Consider the following 22670-nt stretch of genomic DNA (forward strand, 5'->3'; position numbering starts at 1 on the left):
TCCAAAGAACATTCAGACTTAGCCCTGCCAATATGAAATTATGTCCACATATGTACATTGCAAACATTTGAATTGTAGGATGTTTCTATTTTCATTGGCGGCTGTGAAGTAAGTCATGATTCGTTGATAACTAAATAATACAGTACTAAAAATTGAGTTGTTTTCTACATTAGACAGAAATAATAAAAATATATTATAATTATGCTATAAAATAGAATAGGGGGATCATCATGGATAGGTCAATAGTTTTACCCGTTTTGGGGGAATATTATTCAAATATTTTACAAGATCATATAAACAATATAACAGATATATGTAAGGAAATAAAAAATGCACTTAATTTGCAAGAATGTGCTAGTAGCTATTTAAGGCATCAATCTAATTGTGGTAAGAGAATTAAGGTAACAAGTAGTATAATCAAAAACATTAAGTCAAAGTTAGATATAAGTTGTAAGAGTAGAATTTATACTGATGAAATTGGTGAGGTTAGAAACTATCTTATAGAACTATTTTCAAATCTTGATGAAATACATTCTGCAATTAGCAATAATAATGATATATTGCTAAATGAATACAATGAAATTGTTATAAAATTAATAATATAGCCTTGAAATAAGGGTTTTAAGTAGTTAAATTTATAATATAGATAAATTCTAATAATTAATTATCAGAATGATTCACTAAAATACCGTATTATTCAAAACTGAATTTTATGGTATTTTTACGTCACAATTCAAATAATTTATGAAGATATGGTCAGTTTTTTATCTGAGTATGGAGTTATTCTCTAAGGTGTGAGAAATGATCACATTATAAAAAATATAGGTAAGTTAAAAAAATATTTCAGAGATGAAGCAGAAAAACTTATCCAATTATCTTATATGTAAGCCCATATAGTGGAGTAAATTATGTAACTATATTCCAGAAAATTATAGAGATTTGCACTCAAATCTGTAACACAACCGTAACACAACCGGGGGAGAAAAGTAATGCATTTAGGTTTTATTAGAAGGACAAGCTATGTCTGAAGAGCATTGATATATAAAGGTTTATAACCTTGTGTAATTTTAATATAATGTCCATTCTATTACACCGTAGGTTGTAGGTTCGAGACCTACTACCCCTGCCAGATATCAATGCTTTCACGATTTCGTGAAAGCATTTTTTATATGAAATAACACAACCCAGAAAAAATATATAAACACAAATAAAAAAAGTGCCCTAAAACTATAGGGCAAATAAATGATTAATTCTATCAACTGCTAGTATTGCAGTTTTATTTTCCGCTGGATTTTCTATATTAATTTTAGATACTCTTTTAAAAGTTCTTTGAACTTTAAGCTCATTATTTTCAAAATCTATGTCAGACCACTTAAGGGCTACTACTTCGACTATCCTCAAACCTGTTTCAAGTACTAATATAAATAATGCTCTATCTCTATGATTTAGTATATAAGAATGTTCATACAAATTATAATTTGGTTAAGGAGGTTAAAAGAAATGGCAAGAGGAATTATTATTTTTGGTTCATCTGGTTCTGGAAAAACAACATTGGGAAAATTGGTTGCAAAAAAGTTTGATTTTCCGTATTTTGATATAGACGATTATATTTGGAGAAAAGATACAGATAAACCTTTTACTGTTATGTATACTCATGAGGAAAAAATCAACAGATTAATGACGGATATATCAAAAGGAACTCATTTCGTGATGGCAGGATCAATGGATAGCTTTAATCCACCATTTGTTCCATTATTTGATTTAGCGATACATATTACCGCATCCATCGATACTAGAATTTCCCGAATTAATAAGAGAGAATATGAAGTATATGGGGAGAGAATTATGAAAGGTGGCGATATGTATGAAGAACATTGCCGTTTTCTTGATAATTCAGCAAGATATGATACAGATGGTTCTCCATGTATGCGCACACATGTACAATGGGCTAATTCGTTACCATGTAAAGTACTTCAACTAAATGGAGATGAAGATTTAAATAAGAATGCTGAAATAATAGTCCATGAATATTTGAAGCAGGATTCTTTATGAATTAGTAATTTGTAGTACAGATTATTTATATTATGTGACGTAAAAAATATTATCTACATATTATTGATGGACCTCACTTGGTATTTACCGTTATAGATCCTGGTGGAAGTCCTATTTCTGATAGTAATATCACAGTTACAAATGTTGCCGACAAAACTTATACTTATTCTGTTAAAGTAGATCCATCTGCATTTAAAGGCAATGTAAATTATACACTTAGTGCAAAAACAATTTATAAAAATGGAAAAACAGCTGGACAAACTCATACATCTGCCAGTGATCAAAAACAAAATATTCATGTAGCTTATGTTAATAGTTTTGAGTATAGCAATTTTACTTTTGGAGCTTATGACAGAAATCAAAATCAATATCCCTATTCTTATGACTTAATAAAAGTTTGGGATGATGGAACAAAAACTTCTAAAGGAGTAACAGGAACTGTTTCTGGCGAAGGCTCGGTTTCAATTCTAGGGGAAGATCCAACGTATGATGGTGGACCTGCTAATGTAGGTAACCAAATACCACCTGTAAATATTAAAAGTTTTGAGATAAAACCGGTAGTTGATTCTGATTGGAATTGGTCAGATAATAAATATAATTTGAGTTTCACTCTTATTAAGAACCTAAGTAATGGTCAAATTGAAGAAAATCAAGAATCTATATCAATAGATCCTTCAACAACCTATACTTATACTGCAAAGGATGGTAGGTCACCAGACTATTCACAAGACTTTACATTTACTGCACCAGCAGCACCAATTCCGGTTGTAAGTGATGTTTTAGTAGAACCTATCAGTATTAGTTCTAGATGGATTGGAAATGATGCTAACGGAGGAAATGTTCAGGAAAATTATATTTTAACTTATAAAATTAATGGTCAATTCTTCTCTAAATCTTTAAGCACCAACTTTACAAATGGTACAGGATATAGTGATCAAAATTTACTCTATACAGTAACATTTAATGGTGAAGATGTGAATGTAAGTTATACATTGCCATATATTCAGCCAGATTCAACAGATATTAATACCGCTAATGCTGGTTCTGGTAGTAATAATAATAGTAAAGGATCACACTAATAAACAGTTTAAATTTAGGAATACATAAAAGATTTATTGATTTGCAGCAAATAATTTTATAAAAGACCGTATTGGAGATATTAATATGCTCCCTTATCCATAAACAGACTTTTATTTTTTAATCTGTCTACTTTAAGGGGAGCAAATAAAAACTTTACGGCTTTTTTATTTGAAATAACACATTAAAAAAGTAAATTTATTTGCATTTTTGGAGAAACTGATGAAGGGTATGATTCTCTTTTTTTCTATCGCTATTTAATCTTCCAATTCTATCGCATAAGCCAAGTAAAGCCACTTCATGGATATCTGTGTGCTCTTTCATACCCTGTATGTCTGCAAAGGGCAAATTATTTACTACAAAGAGTATTTGCATATGGTATCTGATAAGCTCACAAACTTCTTCAATGAAGTCTTTATCTTGTGTAAAAAATAGCAAAAATTCTTTTGATAGAGCTGCTCCAACCTTATCATGGTCATAGGAAGTTATTTTACCCTTTCTGTCCCTGGTGGTAGAAGGTTTCCCAATATCATGAAGCAGTGATGCCCACATAAATACTTTTTGATTTTTACTTTTTGATTTTACATTTGCTGCTTCGTCTACTACAAGTAGAGTATGATTCCAAACAGTACCTTCTGGGTGGTATTTTGGAGATTGCTTCGTAATATTCAATTTGTAGAGCATATCAAAGGGATACTGCTGAAATAATGGATCATTATAGAGTCCTTTTAAATAATCTGATGGTTTCGAATCATTCAGCAAGTGATACTCAATATTGAGGTACAATCTATTCAAGTTCATCATCTCTTAGTGTTTGAGCCTAATGCTTCTTTTTTTGTGTTATGATTTTCATTTTGGTTATCACTATGAGTAGAATTAACGGCATTGCTTAGTTTTTCTTGTACGTTTTTGGATTTTATGTTTTCATTTTTTTTACTTTTAGACATATCTTTCACCTCTCTAATCAGTATTCCAATATGAAAAATATTTATTCTAATATCAAACCTTTAGAAAAGAGGGTAACATTTATCACAGATTATATAGGTGTTTTATAATATAATGCTTATATTCAATATGATAATTAGTGATGTTTAGGGAGGGTTAAATTATGGACCTTATGAAATTAAAACTTAAAGACACAAATAAAGAAAGTTGGTTAAAAAGAATAATAAAAGTGGAAAAAGAATTTAAGCAGAGTAAGTCTGGATATTGTAATGATTATTCTACTAAAGCTTGTTTAAGATGTGGAAGGTGTTGGAACAATTCTTCTAAATAAATTAGTTGACTATCTTCAGTATATTCCACAATATAGGAAAGTATTAAATGTTTGACATACAGATTGGCAAAGTTTATACTTATATAGGATTTTTAACATAATGTAGACTAAATTTGATAATTATGAAAAATGAAAAGAGACATAGTACTCTTTTTATTAACAAATAATTTATATGAGGATGTGACTTATGCCAAGATCAAGAAGAACAAAAAGAATTAAGAAAAATAAAAAATTTAAGACTACAACTTTAATTTGTTTTACACTAGTAATTATAGTGACTTCTTTTTGCAGCTATAAATTTCACCTTCAAAAAAAATTGACTAATTCTGTAGAAGTATCAGCTTCTGCAAATTCCCATAAAACTAAAAAAACTCAGGATGCTATACCTAAAAATGCATTAAATTCAATTCCTGAAACTACTGATTCCCAGAATAAAGATTTGAGGAAGTTTCCATACCCTTACAGTTCTATGCTTGCAATATGTTCTGATATTGATGATGGAACATTGGAGGAATTTAAAACGTATCACAAGTTTTTAAATACCAAATCTGAGACATCATATGGGCAAGGACTAGGATTAGATATTGGAGATTCATTTTGGATGTATATGGGTGATAACAGCAACTCTGTAGTTGATGTTCATGGAAGGCATAATGTGAAAAGCATAATGACATTTTTCAATGGGACGAGTCAAACTGAAAAACATAATGCTGATGAGATAACTCACTATATTAAGTCAGGATGGATAGACTGTATCCATACTTTTGGAGATTTTTCAACTGAAAATCAAAGAGGTACTCTTTTTAATAGAAATTTGGCTGAAAATGCATGGAACGTTTTGAATTCTGCAAACTTAAAACAAACGGTATGGATAAACCATGGTAATAAAGCTAATAAACAAAATTTTGGTGCATATGGTACTGGAAATTTTATGAGTTATCAACAAGGGGACAACCCTAAATCACCTTACTATCATACAGATATAACTTTAAAAAGTGGTATTAAATATGTTTGGAATTCATGGTCAGATCACAAATTTGGACACAATTATCCACTCTATGAAATTTCATTGAGAGATGGGAAAAAAGTGTGGGGATTTCATAGGTATACAAATGATTTAGTAAATAATAAAATAGATTGGATCTGGACTCCAAAATATATTCACAAACAGCTCACGAAAGCCAATCTTGACAGTATAGTAAATAATAAACAGTACAGTATAGTGGCACAACACTTGGGTATTGACACAGAAGATTTATTTACACAAGATAATATAAGCTCACTGAGACTATTAAAAGAATACCAGGACAACAATAAAATACTTGTTGCGAAGACTTCCAGAGTTTTAAACTATGCTGATATACATAAGTACTTAACCTATCAGAAATTAACTCAAAATGGCAAAACTTATATTAACATAACTTCCATAAATGATCCTATATTTGGAAGATGCATTCCTACAATTGATGCTATAAGAGGAATTACTTTTTATTGTGATAATCCTAAAAATACAGTGTTATTAATAAATAAATCTAAGATAGATAATTATGATTTAAAAGTAAATCCTAAGGATGAAACAGGTAAAGTAAGTATATCTATAAAGTGGTTTAAACCGGATTACAAAGATTATACACAGAAATGAAGCTTTAAAAAAATTTTATATATAGATCAAATTTCATTTAAAGTACACATAAAATGGTTCATATTTTAAGTTAAAGTATGGACTATTTTCTATTAACACAGATATTGAACATAATTGATTTAGTATTATGTTTTTGATACAATTAACATAAGTGGATAAAAATCAATAATAGTAATTAATTAAATTTAGTATTAATTAGTTTTATTTATTTTTATAATGAAATTGTTTTGAAAGATCTGTTGTAATTTTACCAATAGGCACTGCTGGTGAAATATTTAATCATCCTAAATCAAAGTATATGGAAGATTTTATAGGTCATGGTCTATGATTAAAATGTTTTAACAGAGGGGAGACGTTACAAATGTATATTTCAGATGAACTCATTGACAAATTCATTAAAGAAGATGTTCCTTATATTGACTTAACTACTTTAGTTTTAGAAATTGGTAATAAAAAAGGCAAGATACAATTTTTTTCAAGGGAAGAGGCAGTGATATGCGGAACGGAAGAAGCTGCGAGAATATTTCATAAATTAAATATAGAATTGACAAAAATAAAATCTTCTGGCAGTTTAGTAAATAAAAATGAGGTTTTTCTTGAAGGAAAGGGCAGTGCTAGTGACTTACATATGGCATGGAAAATCTGTCAAAATATTATTGACTACAGTTCTGGCATTGCTACTAAAACAAAGAAATTAGTTGATAAGGCAGCTAATATAAATTCAGATATTTCTGTTATAACTACAAGAAAAAATATACCTGGTACTAAAGAATTAGCTATAAAAGCAGTTGTTTCAGGGGGAGGATTTCCTCATAGATTAGGATTATCGGAGACTATACTGATTTTTAAACAGCATTTAAATTTTTTAGGTGGTATCCATGAATTAGCTAAGATGATTAAGAAAATTAAAGGTAAGGTTTGTGAAAAAAAAGTAATAGCTGAAGTTGATTCACTAAAAGATGCAGTTGAACTTTGTAAAAATGGAATTGATGGAATTCAATTTGATAAGGTTCCATGCAATAAGTTAAAGGAAAATATAAGTATTCTAAGAAATATTAGTCCATCTATGGTTATATTAGCTGCTGGTGGAATTAATGAAAGCAATATTGAAGATTATGTTGAAACAGGAATTGATGCTGTTGTAACAACCTGTGTTTATTATGCAAAACCTATTGATATAGGATGCAAAATAGAACCTATTGAAGAATATACACAAAGGTGGTAAAAAGAATGGACATAAGCTTTTTTTCTAATTTATGGAGTATTTCAAAGAAATCATATGATATGGAAGAAAAATTTTGGGATCAAAAGGCTGAAGAGTTTAATAGCAAAGATATAGAGGAAAAAGAGAGTAGAGATTTTATCTCTATACTAGAATTTATTGAAGCAAGTAAAAATAATAAATTTAAGAACGTATTGGATATAGGATGCGGTACAGGATTTTATTCTAGAAAGTTTTCGGAAATATCTGAATGTGTTACTGCAGTAGATATTTCTGAAAATATGTTGGAATATGCCCAAAAAAATTTAAAAGCAAAGTGCAGAAATAATGTAAAATTTGTAAAAAAGGCATGGCCAGACTTAAACTTAGAAGAATTTAGATGGAAAGAAAAATTTGATTTGGTTTTTGCATCTATGACACCAGCTGTAGATAGCTGTGAGGATCTTATAAAAATGATTGATTGTGGCACAAACTTGTATTTTTTAAGTGGATTTGTAGAGAGAAAAGATAGCTTAAAAAATGAGATTTCTGAGATAATTTTAGGATGCCATAATGATAAGCCCTATGGGAATAAAATGTACAGTGCCCTTAATATACTATGGAATATGGGCTATTATCCAAAGATAACTTATGTAGATTCAGATTGGAGTAAAAGTCAGACTGTAGATCAATTTTACAAAAAATGTTTACTTAATTTTGGAAGAAAAAAGTCTCTAACAGAAAAACATAAAGTTTTAATTAGAGATTACATAGAAAGCAAAGCAATAAATGGGATTGTAGAAGAAAAGATAACTTCTAAAGTGGCATGGTTTTGTTGGAAAAAGTAGCAGTGATGTATAAATAATTCATGTATAAACAAAAAATAAGCTTATATTGTGATTATAGATGTTCCTATAATCACAATATAAGCTTATTTTTAGCTGAAATTAATTGATTTGTTAGAATTTTTTTGATATTGTTATATATAGGTAAACAAAACATATACTGTTTAAGATAATTTAGATAAGAAGTATCAAATTAAATACTATGTAAAACATATTAAATAAAAATTTAAATATGGGGGCAGAGTTTAATGGGAAAAGTAGTGTCTTTAAATATTAGTGAAAAAAGAGGAACTGAAAAAGTTCAAGTTCCCTCAGTTAATGTCATTGAAAAATTTGGTATTGAGGGGGATGCACATGTAGGAAATTGGGATAGGCAGATAAGTATATTACCTGTAGAGGCTTTGGAAAAGGTTCCTTCTGATAAAATTGAGGAAGTAAAAAAAGGTGGATTTACTGAAAATATCACTATATCAGGTATTCCTCTTAACAATCTTGGCGTTGATAGTTCAATTCGAATTGGAGAAGTTGTAATTAAAATACTTTATATAGGAAAAGATAAATACAAAGAATATGGCAGACCTTATATAGTTAGTAGGGAAGGTAGATTTGGTATAGTAGTTAAAGGTGGAAGAATAAATGTTGGTGATCCTGTAGAAGTTATTTAGTTTTATAATGATAAGGCATTCTCAAAATAAAACATATATTTTACTAAAATGATATTGATTATAATAAGAACAATATCATTTTTTTTTATATGCATTTTTACGTATTAAGATTAATTTTAGATTTTCTAAAGTTTTAATGGAAGAAAATTACCCTTAATTGTGCATTATGAATTAATTGCTTCGTAATATTTTTAAGTTGAAATTGATATATAATTAGCATATGCTATAATTATACATAGAGCACGAAAATAATTTTAATATAATAAGGAGGATTAGATAGATGTTAGAATTAAAAAATTTATGTCTTGAAATAAAAAATGATAATGGAAAAATCAATATTTTAAAAGATATAAACTTAAAGTTTGAAAAGAATAAAATATATGTAATTACTGGCCCAAATGGTGGTGGTAAATCATCTTTAGCCAAAACAATAATGGGAATATATAAAGCTTCTTCGGGAGATATATTATTAGATGGAGAAAATATCGCAGATTTAGATATTACCGAGAGAGCTAAAAAGGGTATAGGATTTGCATTCCAACAGCCTGCAAGATTTAAAGGTATAAAAGTAAATCAATTGCTAAACCTAGCTGCAGGGGATAATAAGGTAAATACATGTAAATTACTTCAGGACGTAGGACTTTGTGCTCAAGATTATATAAATAGGGATGTTGATTCAAGCCTTTCTGGTGGTGAACTTAAGAGAATAGAAATAGCAACTATACTTGCTAGAAACCTCAAAGTTGCATTGTTTGATGAGCCTGAAGCAGGAATAGATTTATGGAGTTTTAAAAAGTTAGTTGAGACTTTTGAAGATATGAATAAAAAGAAAGAAACAGCTATAATTATAATATCTCACCAAGAGAGAATTTTAAATTTAGCAGATGAGGTTATCATACTTGCAGATGGTCAAATTAAAGAAATAACTTCAAAAGAGAATATACTTGATAAAATAAAAAAGAATGATAATTGTAAATGCGGCGAGGTTTGTCAAAAAGGAGGTACTTTTTAGATGTTGGATGAATTGGATAAAAGTATGTTAAGTCAAATGTCAGGACTTCATGAATTGCCAATTGGTGCTTATAATATAAGAAGAAATGGAGAAAAGGTTGCAAGAAATACTACAGCCAATATAGATATAGTTACAAAAAAAGATAAGCCGGGTATAGACATAATAGTAAAACCTGGTACTAAAGGTGAAAGTGTACATATACCTGTAATTTTAACACAAGAAGGGTTAAATGATATTGTGTATAACACTTTTGAAATTGGTGAAGGGTCAGATGTACTTATAGTGGCAGGTTGTGGTATACATAATCCAGGTGAGAAAAAGTCCCAGCATGATGGAGTCCATGAATTCTTTGTCAGGAAAGGTGCTCGCATAAAATATGTAGAGAGACATTTTGGAGAAGGCAGTGGGAATGGTGAGAGAATATTGAATCCTAAAACGATAATAGAAGTTGAAGAAGGAGGATTTGCTGAATTAGAGCTAGTCCAAATAAAAGGAGTAAGCAGTACTAAAAGGGATACAGAAATAAAACTTCACAAAAATGCTAGAGCTGTAGTATCAGAGAGACTTCTTACATATAAAAATCAAGATGCAGAGTCTAAGATAAATGTGGAAATGGTAGGAAGAGATTCTTCTGCACGAATAATTTCTCGTTCTGTAGCACGAGACAAGTCAAAACAACTATTTCATTTAAATATGTCTGGATATGAGAGATGCAGGGGTCATATTCAATGTGATTCCATAATAATGGATGAAGCAACGGTACAATCTATACCTAGAATATCAGCATTTCATTCAGACTCACAACTTATACATGAAGCTGCTATAGGAAAAATTGCCAGTGATCAGCTTATAAAACTTATGTCATTAGGACTTTCAGAAAAAGAAGCTGAAGATACTATATTAAAAGGATTTCTTAAATAGCCGAAAGATGTAAAAATAGCATGTTAAGAATATCCTTTTTTAAAGATATTCTTAACATGCTTTATGATTTCACTAATTATTATGTAGAATAATTAATCAATTTTGTTTAACACATCAGCTATAAATTTCTCTTTTCCAATCCTATCCATAACTCCTGAAATTCTTTCACCTTTATTGCCAATTTGTCTATAATACTCCATAATGGTATCTACAACTGATACTATTTCTTCTTCTTTGAATATTTTCCCAAGTGAGTCTCCAATTCTCATTCCTCTTCCGAATCTTCCACCAACAAATATTTCTGCACCTTTTTCTTTAGCAGTAACAGCATTACTGTTGCATACTCGTACACATTCACCACATTCTACACATAAATTTTTATTATGAACTATTTTTTTGTCTACTAACTGTAATGCTTTTTGTCGGCAATTTGTTACACAAACTCCACAGCCAACACAATTATCCGAATTAAATTTAGGTACACATCTTCCCATAACTCCGATATCATTTATATTAGCTTTTCCACAGTTATTAGCACACCCAACTATTCCTATTTTACATTTATGTGGAGTATCAGTTCCAAAATATTTGCGGTCTAATTCTCTGCAAATTGCTTGGGTGTCAATATTACCATGTAGGCATACAGTTCCCTTACAGGAAACTAAAGGTCTTACTTTTTGGCCTGTACCACCATGGCGTAGACCTAAAGCTTTAGCTTCTTGAATTACTTTTTCTGCATCTTCATCCTTGATCCATGGAACTTCAATTTGAAGTCTTGTTGTAAGTCCTGAATACCCTCGTCCATATTTTTCCGCAATTTTATTAATGTTGTTTAATTCTTCTACTGTAAAATTGCCGGCTTTACTTAAAAATCTGACAGAATAATGTTCTTTGTCATTTTGTAATAAAAATCCTAATGATTTCATTTCTTTTTGTCTTTTTGCACTAACCATATTAATTATACATCTCCTTTAAAGTTATCATTAATTTTTAATAAGTTTGCTATAATAAGAAAATCCATATTCTCAACAAGAAATGCTTTATATTTGTGTTTTATTTATCAATATTACTTGTTTTCATAATATCACTTGTGACTAAATAAGGAAATATATATTTGGAAGAATATAAGGACAAAGATCATCCTTCACTGTCCTCTGTCCTCTCAAAAACTTTGCGTCACAAAGTTTTTATATTAAATCAAAGTTTTATATGTGCGAAAGTTGAGTTATAAATATTTACTGACATATACTTAAAAAATTCCCATTATGAAATGTTGAACGCCAAGTGAAGTAAGTGCTAAAACTATCCAGCATATAAAGCCTAATAAAATTGGACTCAAACCATTTTTTACAAGTTTTACAATATTGGTATTTAATCCTACAGATACCATTGCCATTACAATAATAAATTTTCCTGCTTGTGATAAAAATGTAGTAAGTACAGCTGGTAGTGGAATAAATGTGGTAATTACTGATGCAGTTACAAAACCAAGTACGAACCAAGGAAATATCTTACCTAGACTGTAAGATCCTTCTTTATTTTTAGCTTCCTTCTTAGAAGTGTAAAAAGCTAGCACCAATGTAATTGGAACAATAGCCAGGGTTCTTGTAAGTTTTACTATGACTGCAAGATTGCCTGCTGCATTGCTGTAGGAATAACCAGTGGCTACTACAGATGAAGTATCGTTAACAGCTGTTCCAGCCCAAAGACCAAAGCATTGATTACTCATGCCAAATAAATGTCCGAGAAATGGAAATAAAAAGGCTGCAATGGCATTAAAAAGAAATATGGTTGATATAGAATGGGCAACTTCTTGCTCATTTGCGTTAATAACAGGAGCTGTTGCTGCAATAGCTGAACCACCACATATGGAAGAACCAACGCCAATTAAGGTTGCCGTTTTCCCATTTATCTTTAATAATTTACCTATAATATAAGCAGTAATAAATGTTGCTGTTAGTGTGAAAGTCATTAAAAAAATTGTTTGTTTTCCTACTTTAAAAACATTAAAAAGATTCATGCCAAAACCCATAAGGATAATGGAGTATTGTAGTAATTTTTTTGCAGTATAGGTTATACCTTCGTTAAAACAGTTTGGCCTTTTCCAAAATGCTAAAACCATTCCAAATAAAATTCCAAGCACAGGGCTTCCTATAATAGGAAAAGCATTTCCAAGTAGCCATGCTGGAATAGCTATAATTAGTGCAAGTATAATTCCTGATACTTTATTAGTTATTGTTTTCATAAGATCTCCCCCTATCTGCAATTCATAATACACCTTGACATTATATAAGTAAAATATTATTATTTAATTAATGTAATAAGTATATACTAATGTGTAAGGAGAATATTATGACTTTAAGACATTTTAAAATATTTGTTGCTGTATGTGACAAAATGAATATGACTAAGGCTTCTGAAACACTTTTTATGTCTCAGTCAGCAGTTAGTCAGGCAATTTCTGAACTTGAAAGTCACTATGGTATACGACTTTTTGAACGGCTTTCAAGAAAACTTTATCTGACTCAGGCAGGAGAAAAACTGATGAGTTATGCTAGGTATATTATCAAATTAAATACAGAATTAGAAAATGATATAAAAACTTTGCATGAAAATGGTTCTATCCGCATTGGCGCAAGTGTTACTGTTGGAGCTTATGTTTTACCTAAATTTGTTTCACATTTTCAAAAAGTATATCCAGAAACTGATATACAAGTGTATGAAGAAAATACTACAAAAATTGAAAAAATGCTTCTTCACGATGAAATTGACATAGGTCTTGTAGAAGGAGAAACGACAAATTTGGATATTTTAAACAAACCATTTATGGATGATGAATTGATACTTATTTGTGGAGCTTGCCACAGATTTGCAAAACTTCCTTATGTGGAACCTTGCGAACTTCAAAAAGAAAAATTTATTATTCGTGAAAAAGGAAGTGGAACTCGTAAGACATTTGAAGATAAAATGATAGAAAATGAATTAACATGGAAGGCTTCCTGGATATGTAACAATACTGATACTATAAAAATTGCAGTTGCAGAAGGATTAGGAGTGTCAGTTATTTCTAGAAATTCAGTGATAAATGAATTATCCTCTGGTACCCTTTGCGAAATACCTGTTAAAGGTATTAAATTTAAGAGAAAGTTTAAAATCATATATCACAAAAACAAATATTTAACAGAGACAATGAAACGTTTTATAGATTTATGTACAATAAAGTAGTAAAGATAACAATGAATTTCATTTAGTTGGGAAAGCAGTAATCGTGAATTAATGATTGTGATATTGTGCAGGATACTAATAATAAAAAGGAGTGTAGATTATAATGTATGATTTTGAAAAAATGAGTATTCCTGAATTAGAAAAAAAACTTGCAGAATTTAAAGACTCTCTTGAAGATATAGAAGAAGAAAGATCACTTGTACTAGGACAGAGAGGCATTCATTTATCTAGTGCTACAGTAGGAAAATATGAAGCAGAAATAGAACAAATAAATAAACGCATTAATGAGTTAGAAGAATTATTGCGAAAAAAGCGCTGTGATTGATATTTTGTTTTAAATGGAAAAATGATTATTATAATTGGCATTTGATAATAATTATAAATGGAGTTATTATATAAGTAGCAAATGCTAATTATAAATTTAGGAGATGATTTCATGTCAGAATGTAATTCATGCCCATCTAATGGGGGATGTGATAAGGATAAGCAGAAATGCATGATTGAAAATAATCCTTTAAACAAAGTAAAAAAAATTATTGGTGTTATGAGTGGAAAAGGTGGAGTAGGAAAATCTTCAATTTCAGTTCTTATTGCAAAACGTTTAAAGGAACTGGGATATAGTACAGGAATCTTAGATGCAGATATAACAGGCCCAAGTGTACCAAGGCTTGTTGGACTAAAAGATAAAAAAGTTATTTCAGATGGAGAACTAATGCATCCTGTAGATACAGATGATGGTATAAAGGTTATGTCTCTAAATTTATTAGTGGACAATGAAAATGATCCTGTCATTTGGAGAGGACCGATGATTGGGGGTGTAGTTAAACAATTTTGGACAGATGTACTATGGGGAGAACTTGATTATTTAGTTATTGATATGCCTCCAGGAACAAGTGATGTCGCACTGACAGTTATGCAGTCTATTCCTATAAATGGAATAGTTATGGTATCTGTTCCTCAGGATTTAGTTTCAATGATAGTTTCAAAAGCTGTAAATATGGCAAGGGCAATTGATATTGATGTATTAGGTGTTATTGAAAATATGAGTTACATAACTTGCCCGGATTGCGGTAAAAAAATAAAACTATTTAATGGAGAAAGTACAACTAAGTTTTTAGAAGAAATGAATTTGAATTTTTTGGGAGAAATTCCTGTCTTAAATAGCGTAGGTAATTTATCAGACCCTACATATAAAGATGAAGATGAAGACCTTGAAAAAGTTTTTTATCCTATCGTTGATAACGTAATGAAGAGTTTAGAAAAATAAAGACAAATACTTATAAATGAATTATAAATTACCCGTAAACGCTTTCGTAACTATGGGTAGATTTTTAGGCATATCCTGATGGAATTGATTTAAATAAAATAGTTTAAAAAGGATATGGAATGAGTTACTATGAAATGGAAGTGTTTAGTAGAAAGCCCCTGTATATGCATTTTAAATGTTTTAATTGTAATAGTATAATTGATATAGATAGTCAAAGTTCAAACTTTGATTATCTGGGACTAAATAAAAAAATAGAAGCAGAAAATGACTTAGAACTCTGTTTATAGGATTATGTAGTAAATGCAGGGAGGAGTTAAAATGCCAAGACCAACAAAATTTAGAAGAGTAGAGTTTTTCCCGGAAAATACTTATTTTGTACCTTTGGGAAAACGTAAGTGTGAAATTGATGAAACAGTTTTAAAAGTAGAAGAATTAGAAGCTATGAGGTTAAAGGATATTGAAGAATTGAATCAAGAAGAGTGTGCGAAAAAAATGCAGGTATCCAGGCAAACCTTCCAAAATATCATAGATAGTGCCAGAAAAAAAGTGGCCGTTGCTTTAACGGAAGGGAACGCTATAAGAATAAATGGGGGAAACTATACAACAAACTACTGCAAATTTAAATGCTTAAATTGCGGAAATGTATATGAAATAAAATATGAGCAGGATAGGTATACGTGTCCTAATTGCGGATCAGAAGAAGTTATATGTAATAAAAAGGCGAAATTTTGTAAAAAATGGTGTAGAAATATGAAAAATGATAATAACGTCTAATTATGGAAAAACTATTTGAAAGTGTTGCAAATAAGATTAAAAATGTTATAATGAAAATAGCATATGACAAAAATGGAGGGAAAGTTTATGAAAATAGCATTACCTAATAACGGAAATATGGTTAACCAACATTTTGGTATGAGTCAGAGTTTTGTAATTGTGGATGTTGAGAACAATAAAATTGGAAATGTTGAAGAAGTATCTACAGTTCAGTTAGCTCATCAACATGAGGGACTTGCAAATTTACTAGTAAAACATAATGTTGACTTAGTAATAACTGGGGGTATTGGCGGAGGAGCTTTGATGGGATTGCAGCAGTGCGGCCTTAAAGTAATAAAAGGGGCATCTGGAGAATACAGGGATGTTGTTCAAAGTTATATTGATGGAAAATTAGAAGATAAAAATGAGCTTTGCAATCATCACTGCGAGCACTAAACAAAAATAGAGTTTTTAAACGAAAAATCAACTTATACGTAAAAATATCCGAAGTATAAGTTGATTTTTTTGTTTAGAGACTTTTTAAGAAAAAATTAATGTTACCATATTAAACTTATCTAAGGAAGAGATATAAATAACAAAATTCTTAGAAGGTGTTAAAATGAGTATTTCATCAATTTCTTCTATATCAAAAGCTTCAATTTCAGTTTCAAGTTCGGTTTCAAGCAGCAGTGATGTAAGCGAGCTTGAAAAAGGGGAACAATCTATCCAGCAGCAGATACAGCAGGAAAATTCAAGTAAGGATGATGAAAAGACAAAACAGGCAAAGATTAAAGAACTTGAAGCACAACTGGAACAAATTCAGTCACAGATTCAACAAAGCCAATCACAAAAAACGGCACAAACCGATAACCAGCAAGTAAAATCAGTGAAAAATGACACTGGTGTTAAAAATACTTTCAGTGATAATATACTTGATACGTTTGCCTAATTTAAAAAGTTATATTTTACATTTATTAAAGTTCTGGAGCTTACCAGAACTTTAATGTTCATAATTAATAAATTTAAATAAAGTTTTATAAAAGCAGGAAAGATGAGTTCTAATATAGAATAAGATAAATATAAATATTTACTAAGGTATAGAAAGAGGTGTATGATATGGCAAAAACTAAAATATTAATACCTTTAGATGGGACTGACAGGAGTATGCATTCTCTTGATCTATTGAAAAAAATGTTTAAGAAAGATGAAGTGGAAGTTACACTCATGAATATTTCAGAAATAGTTATAGTAAATGATATGGTGATTACGGATAAGGTTGATAGAGCACGTGAAACAGGAGAGGTTGTTTTAGAAAGGGCAGAAAAAGAACTTCAAGGATATACGGTAAACAAGTTTTTTGATTTTGGCTATGCTGGAGATGAAATATTAAAAAAAGCCTCGCAGGATAATTTCGACATTATAATAATGACTAAATCTACTAAAAAGGGATTAGCTAGGATGGTTGGTTCTGTTACTAGTAAGGTTGTTAAAAATTCACCAAAGATAGTCATAATAGTTCCAGAATAGTTTAATTTAGTAGTTGGAGTAAATTGACAGATGTTTGTTAAATATATACCAAACTAGTATAGATATTTTTTAAATACTGGACTTAAATGGTGGCAATTTGCCTGAAAAAAGTTAAAAAATTTTTTCAATTTTTTTAAAAAAATCCTTTTCAAGTTGTACATTATTATGGTAATATGTAATTGAAGAAGTTGTATAGTAATATTGTAAACGTTTCTTAATTTATTTGCATCCATGTAGCGCTAAAAAAACCAAAATATGTCACACGCAATTGCATATTTCAAATAATAATATTTATTTTCTCGTTAAATTCACAAATAATTTATTAATAATATCAATAACCAAGATTATACTTAAATGGATGTTTATTTTTTAACATTTTTTATAGTAAATATATTTATTTTATGTAGTAAAAAGGTTATAATTATAATTGTATTTATTACAATTAATTAAAATAAAAAAATAGGGTTTTAGGTAAAATTAAGTTATTTTAAGAAGTAATTACAACAAAAATTGAAGTTATTTCTTTAAGGAGGGAATTATTAAAATGGAAGAAAAAGCAAAGTCAATTGATCAGGCTACTTTACAATTATTGGACAAGGCAAAACAAGATGGGGTCGAAACAGTTTGGGATAGAAAAGCAGACATGAAGGTACAGTGTGGATTTGGATCAGCAGGAGTTTGCTGTAGAAATTGTAGTATGGGCCCATGTAGAGTAAGTCCAGTGCCAGGAAAAGGTGTAGAAAGAGGTATATGTGGTGCGACAGCAGATGTAATTGTATCTAGAAATTTTGCAAGAATGGTTGCAGGTGGTACTGCAGCACACTCAGATCATGGTAGAAGTATAGCACTTAGTTTGTATCATACTAGTAAAGATGGAGATATAAAAGTTAAAGATGAAGATAAATTGAAAGAAGTTGCAAAGAGCTTTAATGTTGAAACTGAGGGAAGAGACATATATGATGTAGCTCATGATGTAGCAAAAGAAGGATTAAGTAATTATGGTAGACAGCTTGGAGAAGTTTATTTACCACTTTCTTTACCAGAAAAGAGAAAAGAAATATGGAGAAAATTAGGAATATATCCTAGAGCAGTTGATAGAGAAATAGCTGCAATTATGCATTCAACACACATAGGATGTAATGCAGATGCAGAAGCTATGATTAAAATGTCTATGAGATGTTCACTAACTGATGGATGGATGGGTTCATTCATGGGAACAGAATTCAGTGATATAATGTTTGGAACACCTCATTCCGTTGATACAGAAGCAAATCTTGGAGTACTTGAAAAGAATTCTGTAAATGTAGTTTTACATGGACATGAACCACTTCTTTCAGAAATGATAGTAGAAGCAGCATCAGATCCAGAACTAATTGAACTTGCTAAAGCACAAGGTGCTGATGGAATAAACTTATGTGGAATGTGCTGTACTGGAAATGAAGCTACCATGAGACATGGCATCAAAATAGCAGGAAACTTTATGCAGCAGGAATTGGCTGTAGTTACAGGAGCAGTAGATGGACTTATAGTTGATGTACAATGTATTATGCCAGCACTAGCAAAATTGTCCAAGTCATATCATACTAAGTTTATAACAACTTCACCAAAGTCACACATCACAGATTCAATTTATATGGAATTTGATGAAGAACACCCACTTGATTCTGCTAAACAGATTTTAAAAGAAGCAATATTAAACTTTAAAAATAGAGATCAAAGCAAAGTAATGATTCCTCAATTGAAATCAAAGGGAATTGTAGGATATAGTGTTGAAGAAATTATAAATAAGTTAGACAAGGTTGTAAATACACAAATAGGACCAATGCAAACTGTAAAACCTTTAGCAGATGTTTTAACATCAGGAGTATTAAGAGGTGCTGCAGCTGTAGTTGGTTGTAACAATCCTAAAGTTGTACAAGATTCTGCACACATTGAAACTATAAAGGGATTAATAAAAAATGATGTAATTGTTGTTGTTACAGGCTGTGCAGCTCAGGCAGCAGCAAAATATGGCTTATTGCAAAAAGAAGCAGCAGAAAAATATGCAGGACCAGGACTAGCTACTGTATGTAAGCTTGTAGACATACCACCAGTACTTCATATGGGCTCATGTGTTGATATAAGCCGTATATTAGACTTAGTTGGAAGAGTAGCTAATCTTCTTGGAACCGATATGAGTGACCTTCCAGTTGCAGGTGTAGCACCAGAATGGATGTCAGAAAAAGCTGTAGCAATAGGTACTTATGTAGTAACTTCAGGTATAGATACTTGGCTTGGAGTAGCACCTCCAGTAACAGGTGGTCCAGAAGTTGTTGACATTCTTACTAATAAGATGGAAGATTGGGTAGGAGCAAAATTCTTTATAGAAACAGATCCTAAAAAAGCAGTTGAACAAATTGTAAATAGAATGAATGAAAAACGTAAAAAATTAGGTATCTAATAATAAAGACAAGCAATTGCCATGCCAAAATTAAAATGGCTTAAAAGCTAAGTTTAATTTTGCATGGCTCAATATGATATAAAAATATATTCTCAAAATGATATGAAGCCAAGATTACATATCATTTTGAGAAGAATTTTAATTTATAGATGGTATAATGTAGAATAAAATTTATAATTTATCTACAAATACATAAATTATAAGGGAATATATTTGTAGATAAAAGTATATATTAAATTTGTATTTTAAATAAATTAGATAAAATGGTTGTTCAAAATGGGAGGGACTACATATGAAAATGAAAATGGCTATAACAGGTAAAGGTGGTGTAGGTAAAACTACATTTTCAGCGATAATGAGTAAAATATATGCAGAAGAAGGATATAATGTTTTAGCTGTGGATGCAGATCCTGATCCCAATTTGGCATTAGCATTAGGATTTCCAAAAGAGATAGCAGATGAGATTGTTCCAATTTCAGAAATGAAAAAGTTAGTAGCAGAAAGAACAAATTCTACTCCAGGATCCTTTGGAAAAATGTTTAAAATAAATCCTAAAGTTGATGATATACCAGAAAGATATTGTAAGGAATACAAAGGTGTAAGACTTTTAACTATGGGAACAGTTGATACAGGTGGAACAGGTTGTTTCTGCCCAGAAAATGTTTTGCTAAAAAAACTCACGTCACATTTAATGCTCCAAAACAAAGATATCGTCATAATGGATATGGAAGCAGGTATTGAACATTTAGGAAGGGGAACAGCACAAGGTGTAGATGTATTTATTGTTGTTGTAGAACCTGGAATAAGAAGTATACAGACGTTCAAGCATGTGAAAAAATTAGCGAAGGATATAGGAATAGAAAAGATATTTGTGGTAGCAAATAAAATTAGAAATAAAGCAGACGAAGAATTTGTATTGGAAAATGTAGATGAAAAAGAATGTCTTGGATTTATACATTATAGTGACACAGTTGGAAGTTCTGATAGAGTCAATCAATCTCCTTACGATTCCAATGAGGAAACTGTTAAGGAGGTAAAAAATATAAAACAAAAATTAGAAATGGGGGTTTTTTAAATGACTTATAAATCAGACATCGAAATAGCTCAAGAATGCACAATGAAGGACATTAAGGAAATTGCAAAGAAATTAAATATTTCCGAAGATGATATTGAATTGTATGGTAAATACAAAGCAAAGGTAAATTACAACTTGTTAAAGACTACACCTGGTAAGAATGGAAAACTTATATTATGTACAGCTATAAACCCAACACCTGCTGGAGAAGGAAAAACTACTACAGCAATAGGTGTAGCAGATGCATTAAATAGAATGGGAAAATCTGTTGTTGTTGCACTTAGAGAACCATCTATGGGACCTGTATTTGGTATAAAAGGTGGAGCTGCCGGAGGTGGATATGCTCAAGTAGTACCTATGGAAGACATAAACCTACACTTTACAGGTGATATACATGCACTCACTGCTGCTAACAATTTACTTGCAGCAATGATAGATAATCATATATATCAAGGCAATAAACTTAACATAGACCCAAGAAGAATTGCTTGGAGAAGATGTGTAGACATGAACGACAGACAGCTCAGGTTTGTAGTTGATGGATTAGGTGGAAAAGCCAATGGTACACCTAGAGAAGATGGATTTGATATAACAGTTGCTTCAGAAATAATGGCTATATTCTGTTTATCAAGTGACATAATTGATTTAAAGAACAGAATTGCTAAAATAGTTGTAGGATACACTAGAGATGGCAAGCCTGTAACAGCTCATGATTTAAAAGCTGAAGGAGCTATGGCAGCACTTCTTAAAGATGCATTAAAACCAAATCTAGTCCAAACTCTTGAAGGAACACCAGCATTTGTACACGGCGGACCATTTGCAAATATAGCTCATGGTTGTAACTCAATAATGGCTACTAGAATGGCTCTTCACTTTGGTGATTATGTAGTTACGGAGGCAGGTTTCGGTGCTGACCTAGGTGCTGAAAAATTCTTAGATATCAAGTGCAGAATGGCAGGATTAAAACCAGATGCAGTAATAATAGTTGCTACAGTTAGAGCATTGAAATATAATGGCGGAGTTCCAAAGGCTGATTTAAATAATGAAAACTTAGGAGCTCTTGAAAAAGGACTTCCAAATTTATTAAAGCATGTAGAGAATATAACTAAGGTATATAAATTACCAGCAGTAGTTGCATTAAATGCATTCCCTACAGATACACAGGCAGAATTAAAATTAGTAGAAGATAAATGTAAAGAATTAGGTGTAAATGTAAGATTATCAGAAGTTTGGGCTAAAGGCGGCGAAGGTGGATTAGAAGTTGCCAAAGAAGTGCTTAGACTTATAAAAGAAGAGAAAAATGACTTCCAGTTTGCTTATGATGAAAAGTTACCAATCAGAGATAAAATAAGAGCAGTAGCTCAGAAGATATATGGTGCTGATGATGTTACTTTCACAAATCAGGCAGATAAAGAAATTGATGAGCTTGAAAAATTAGGATTTGGTAAAACACCAGTATGTATAGCAAAGACCCAATACTCCTTAACTGATGACCAAACTAAACTTGGAAGACCAACAGGATTTAATATTACAGTAAGACAGGTTACAATTTCTGCTGGAGCAGGTTTTGTAGTTGCAGTAACTGGTTCAATAATGAAGATGCCAGGTCTTGGAAAAGTTCCATCTGCTGAAAAAATAGATGTAGATGAAAATGGAGTAATAAGCGGATTATTCTAAAAACATTTAGGAGGA

The 22670-nt window shown here is 30.7% G+C and carries 26 protein-coding genes; 21 read left to right on the plus strand and 5 right to left on the minus strand.

Annotation, left to right across the window (positions count from 1 at the left end):
• Positions 1-230: 230 nt before the first annotated feature.
• Positions 231-605: a hypothetical protein gene (locus tag CLCOS_RS04590; protein ID WP_063600825.1), complete on the plus strand. Its 375-nt coding sequence runs from the start codon at positions 231-233 to the stop codon at positions 603-605.
• Between the two features lie 622 nt (positions 606-1227).
• Here CLCOS_RS04590 and CLCOS_RS21360 read toward each other — a convergent pair.
• Complete coding sequence (locus CLCOS_RS21360; RefSeq protein ID WP_082853524.1) at positions 1228-1470, minus strand: tyrosine-type recombinase/integrase; 243 nt, start codon at positions 1468-1470, stop codon at positions 1228-1230.
• A 30-nt stretch (positions 1471-1500) separates the two neighbouring features.
• Between CLCOS_RS21360 and CLCOS_RS04595 the strand changes: the two genes are divergently transcribed.
• Both CLCOS_RS04595 and CLCOS_RS04600 read left to right on the plus strand, forming a co-directional pair.
• On the plus strand, positions 1501-2052 hold the full coding sequence (locus CLCOS_RS04595; RefSeq protein ID WP_063600826.1) for an AAA family ATPase: 552 nt from the start codon (positions 1501-1503) through the stop codon (positions 2050-2052).
• A gap of 77 nt (positions 2053-2129) precedes the next feature.
• Entirely contained in the window at positions 2130-3131 is a 1002-nt protein-coding gene (locus tag CLCOS_RS04600) for a hypothetical protein (RefSeq protein WP_063600827.1), read from the plus strand.
• Positions 3132-3327: 196 nt separating this feature from the next.
• On the opposite strand, the gene CLCOS_RS04605 is transcribed toward CLCOS_RS04600, so the two are convergent.
• Positions 3328-3933 carry an HDIG domain-containing metalloprotein gene (locus tag CLCOS_RS04605; protein WP_063600828.1) on the minus strand — a complete coding sequence of 202 codons (606 nt, stop codon included), beginning with the start codon at positions 3931-3933 and terminating at the stop codon, positions 3328-3330.
• Positions 3930-4076 carry a hypothetical protein gene (locus CLCOS_RS22310; RefSeq protein WP_023162362.1) on the minus strand — a complete coding sequence of 49 codons (147 nt, stop codon included), beginning with the start codon at positions 4074-4076 and terminating at the stop codon, positions 3930-3932. Before CLCOS_RS22310 ends, CLCOS_RS04605 begins: the two co-directional genes overlap by 4 nt.
• 161 nt (positions 4077-4237) lie before the next feature.
• Between CLCOS_RS22310 and CLCOS_RS22315 the strand changes: the two genes are divergently transcribed.
• From CLCOS_RS22315 to CLCOS_RS04635, 7 genes are all read left to right on the plus strand, one after another.
• Entirely contained in the window at positions 4238-4405 is a 168-nt protein-coding gene (locus CLCOS_RS22315) for a hypothetical protein (RefSeq protein ID WP_192847892.1), read from the plus strand.
• A 187-nt stretch (positions 4406-4592) separates the two neighbouring features.
• Entirely contained in the window at positions 4593-6047 is a 1455-nt protein-coding gene (locus tag CLCOS_RS04610) for a hypothetical protein (RefSeq protein WP_063600829.1), read from the plus strand.
• A gap of 361 nt (positions 6048-6408) precedes the next feature.
• Entirely contained in the window at positions 6409-7272 is an 864-nt protein-coding gene (modD, locus tag CLCOS_RS04615; protein WP_063600830.1) for a ModD protein, read from the plus strand.
• A 5-nt stretch (positions 7273-7277) separates the two neighbouring features.
• On the plus strand, positions 7278-8096 hold the full coding sequence (locus CLCOS_RS04620) for a class I SAM-dependent methyltransferase (RefSeq protein WP_063600831.1): 819 nt from the start codon (positions 7278-7280) through the stop codon (positions 8094-8096).
• 245 nt (positions 8097-8341) lie between these two features.
• Entirely contained in the window at positions 8342-8758 is a 417-nt protein-coding gene (locus CLCOS_RS04625; protein WP_063600832.1) for an MOSC domain-containing protein, read from the plus strand.
• A 280-nt stretch (positions 8759-9038) separates the two neighbouring features.
• The gene (locus CLCOS_RS04630; protein WP_063600833.1) at positions 9039-9770 is read left to right on the plus strand and encodes an ABC transporter ATP-binding protein; all 732 of its coding nucleotides are present in this window, start codon (positions 9039-9041) and stop codon (positions 9768-9770) included.
• Positions 9771-10691, plus strand: coding sequence for a SufB/SufD family protein (locus CLCOS_RS04635; protein ID WP_063600834.1), 921 nt, complete (start codon positions 9771-9773; stop codon positions 10689-10691).
• A 92-nt stretch (positions 10692-10783) separates the two neighbouring features.
• Here CLCOS_RS04635 and CLCOS_RS04640 read toward each other — a convergent pair whose 3' ends face one another.
• The gene (locus tag CLCOS_RS04640) at positions 10784-11644 is read right to left on the minus strand and encodes a 4Fe-4S binding protein (RefSeq protein WP_063600835.1); all 861 of its coding nucleotides are present in this window, start codon (positions 11642-11644) and stop codon (positions 10784-10786) included.
• Positions 11645-11940: 296 nt separating this feature from the next.
• Positions 11941-12936, minus strand: coding sequence for a YeiH family protein (locus CLCOS_RS04645; RefSeq protein WP_063600836.1), 996 nt, complete (start codon positions 12934-12936; stop codon positions 11941-11943).
• Between the two features lie 107 nt (positions 12937-13043).
• Between CLCOS_RS04645 and CLCOS_RS04650 the strand changes: the two genes are divergently transcribed.
• The 11 genes from CLCOS_RS04650 (at position 13044) to CLCOS_RS04700 (ending at position 22655) form a co-directional block, all read left to right on the plus strand.
• Positions 13044-13916: a LysR family transcriptional regulator gene (locus CLCOS_RS04650; RefSeq protein WP_063600837.1), complete on the plus strand. Its 873-nt coding sequence runs from the start codon at positions 13044-13046 to the stop codon at positions 13914-13916.
• 103 nt (positions 13917-14019) lie between these two features.
• Entirely contained in the window at positions 14020-14241 is a 222-nt protein-coding gene (locus CLCOS_RS04655; RefSeq protein WP_063600838.1) for a hypothetical protein, read from the plus strand.
• A gap of 111 nt (positions 14242-14352) precedes the next feature.
• Positions 14353-15183 carry an Mrp/NBP35 family ATP-binding protein gene (locus tag CLCOS_RS04660; protein WP_063600839.1) on the plus strand — a complete coding sequence of 277 codons (831 nt, stop codon included), beginning with the start codon at positions 14353-14355 and terminating at the stop codon, positions 15181-15183.
• 119 nt (positions 15184-15302) lie between these two features.
• Positions 15303-15470 (plus strand): hypothetical protein, encoded by a 168-nt coding sequence (locus CLCOS_RS04665; protein WP_242866903.1) that lies wholly within the window; start codon positions 15303-15305, stop codon positions 15468-15470.
• Positions 15471-15501: 31 nt separating this feature from the next.
• The gene (locus CLCOS_RS04670) at positions 15502-15957 is read left to right on the plus strand and encodes a DUF134 domain-containing protein (RefSeq protein WP_063600840.1); all 456 of its coding nucleotides are present in this window, start codon (positions 15502-15504) and stop codon (positions 15955-15957) included.
• An 87-nt stretch (positions 15958-16044) separates the two neighbouring features.
• Positions 16045-16392, plus strand: coding sequence for a NifB/NifX family molybdenum-iron cluster-binding protein (locus CLCOS_RS04675; protein ID WP_063600841.1), 348 nt, complete (start codon positions 16045-16047; stop codon positions 16390-16392).
• Positions 16393-16555: 163 nt separating this feature from the next.
• Complete coding sequence (locus tag CLCOS_RS04680; RefSeq protein ID WP_063600842.1) at positions 16556-16885, plus strand: FlxA-like family protein; 330 nt, start codon at positions 16556-16558, stop codon at positions 16883-16885.
• Positions 16886-17052: 167 nt separating this feature from the next.
• Positions 17053-17463 (plus strand): universal stress protein, encoded by a 411-nt coding sequence (locus tag CLCOS_RS04685; protein WP_063600843.1) that lies wholly within the window; start codon positions 17053-17055, stop codon positions 17461-17463.
• 544 nt (positions 17464-18007) lie between these two features.
• A complete protein-coding gene (gene cooS, locus CLCOS_RS04690) occupies positions 18008-19903 on the plus strand; it encodes an anaerobic carbon-monoxide dehydrogenase catalytic subunit (RefSeq protein ID WP_065080044.1) in 1896 nt (631 codons plus the stop codon).
• 298 nt (positions 19904-20201) lie between these two features.
• Positions 20202-20978 carry an AAA family ATPase gene (locus tag CLCOS_RS04695; protein ID WP_175413145.1) on the plus strand — a complete coding sequence of 259 codons (777 nt, stop codon included), beginning with the start codon at positions 20202-20204 and terminating at the stop codon, positions 20976-20978.
• Positions 20979-22655, plus strand: a complete 1677-nt coding sequence (locus CLCOS_RS04700; protein ID WP_063600846.1) for a formate--tetrahydrofolate ligase — start codon at positions 20979-20981, stop codon at positions 22653-22655.
• The last annotated feature ends 15 nt before the right edge of the window (positions 22656-22670 follow it).

The organism is Clostridium coskatii (genome assembly GCF_001675205.1).
GTDB lineage: Bacteria > Bacillota > Clostridia > Clostridiales > Clostridiaceae > Clostridium_B > Clostridium_B ljungdahlii.

Coding starts and splice junctions, on each gene's coding strand:
- CLCOS_RS04685 (WP_063600843.1), top strand. CDS start 17,053: ATGGCAAAAACTAAAATATTAATACCTTTAGATGGGACTGACAGGAGT.
- CLCOS_RS04640 (WP_063600835.1), bottom strand. CDS start 11,644: ATGGTTAGTGCAAAAAGACAAAAAGAAATGAAATCATTAGGATTTTTA.
- CLCOS_RS04655 (WP_063600838.1), top strand. CDS start 14,020: ATGTATGATTTTGAAAAAATGAGTATTCCTGAATTAGAAAAAAAACTT.
- modD (WP_063600830.1), top strand. CDS start 6,409: ATGTATATTTCAGATGAACTCATTGACAAATTCATTAAAGAAGATGTT.
- CLCOS_RS04630 (WP_063600833.1), top strand. CDS start 9,039: ATGTTAGAATTAAAAAATTTATGTCTTGAAATAAAAAATGATAATGGA.
- CLCOS_RS04590 (WP_063600825.1), top strand. CDS start 231: ATGGATAGGTCAATAGTTTTACCCGTTTTGGGGGAATATTATTCAAAT.
- cooS (WP_065080044.1), top strand. CDS start 18,008: ATGGAAGAAAAAGCAAAGTCAATTGATCAGGCTACTTTACAATTATTG.
- CLCOS_RS04670 (WP_063600840.1), top strand. CDS start 15,502: ATGCCAAGACCAACAAAATTTAGAAGAGTAGAGTTTTTCCCGGAAAAT.
- CLCOS_RS04700 (WP_063600846.1), top strand. CDS start 20,979: ATGACTTATAAATCAGACATCGAAATAGCTCAAGAATGCACAATGAAG.
- CLCOS_RS04635 (WP_063600834.1), top strand. CDS start 9,771: ATGTTGGATGAATTGGATAAAAGTATGTTAAGTCAAATGTCAGGACTT.
- CLCOS_RS04645 (WP_063600836.1), bottom strand. CDS start 12,936: ATGAAAACAATAACTAATAAAGTATCAGGAATTATACTTGCACTAATT.
- CLCOS_RS04695 (WP_175413145.1), top strand. CDS start 20,202: ATGAAAATGGCTATAACAGGTAAAGGTGGTGTAGGTAAAACTACATTT.
- CLCOS_RS04650 (WP_063600837.1), top strand. CDS start 13,044: ATGACTTTAAGACATTTTAAAATATTTGTTGCTGTATGTGACAAAATG.
- CLCOS_RS04620 (WP_063600831.1), top strand. CDS start 7,278: ATGGACATAAGCTTTTTTTCTAATTTATGGAGTATTTCAAAGAAATCA.
- CLCOS_RS22315 (WP_192847892.1), top strand. CDS start 4,238: ATGGACCTTATGAAATTAAAACTTAAAGACACAAATAAAGAAAGTTGG.
- CLCOS_RS04680 (WP_063600842.1), top strand. CDS start 16,556: ATGAGTATTTCATCAATTTCTTCTATATCAAAAGCTTCAATTTCAGTT.
- CLCOS_RS04665 (WP_242866903.1), top strand. CDS start 15,303: ATGAGTTACTATGAAATGGAAGTGTTTAGTAGAAAGCCCCTGTATATG.
- CLCOS_RS04610 (WP_063600829.1), top strand. CDS start 4,593: ATGCCAAGATCAAGAAGAACAAAAAGAATTAAGAAAAATAAAAAATTT.
- CLCOS_RS04625 (WP_063600832.1), top strand. CDS start 8,342: ATGGGAAAAGTAGTGTCTTTAAATATTAGTGAAAAAAGAGGAACTGAA.
- CLCOS_RS04675 (WP_063600841.1), top strand. CDS start 16,045: ATGAAAATAGCATTACCTAATAACGGAAATATGGTTAACCAACATTTT.
- CLCOS_RS22310 (WP_023162362.1), bottom strand. CDS start 4,076: ATGTCTAAAAGTAAAAAAAATGAAAACATAAAATCCAAAAACGTACAA.
- CLCOS_RS04595 (WP_063600826.1), top strand. CDS start 1,501: ATGGCAAGAGGAATTATTATTTTTGGTTCATCTGGTTCTGGAAAAACA.
- CLCOS_RS04605 (WP_063600828.1), bottom strand. CDS start 3,933: ATGATGAACTTGAATAGATTGTACCTCAATATTGAGTATCACTTGCTG.
- CLCOS_RS04660 (WP_063600839.1), top strand. CDS start 14,353: ATGTCAGAATGTAATTCATGCCCATCTAATGGGGGATGTGATAAGGAT.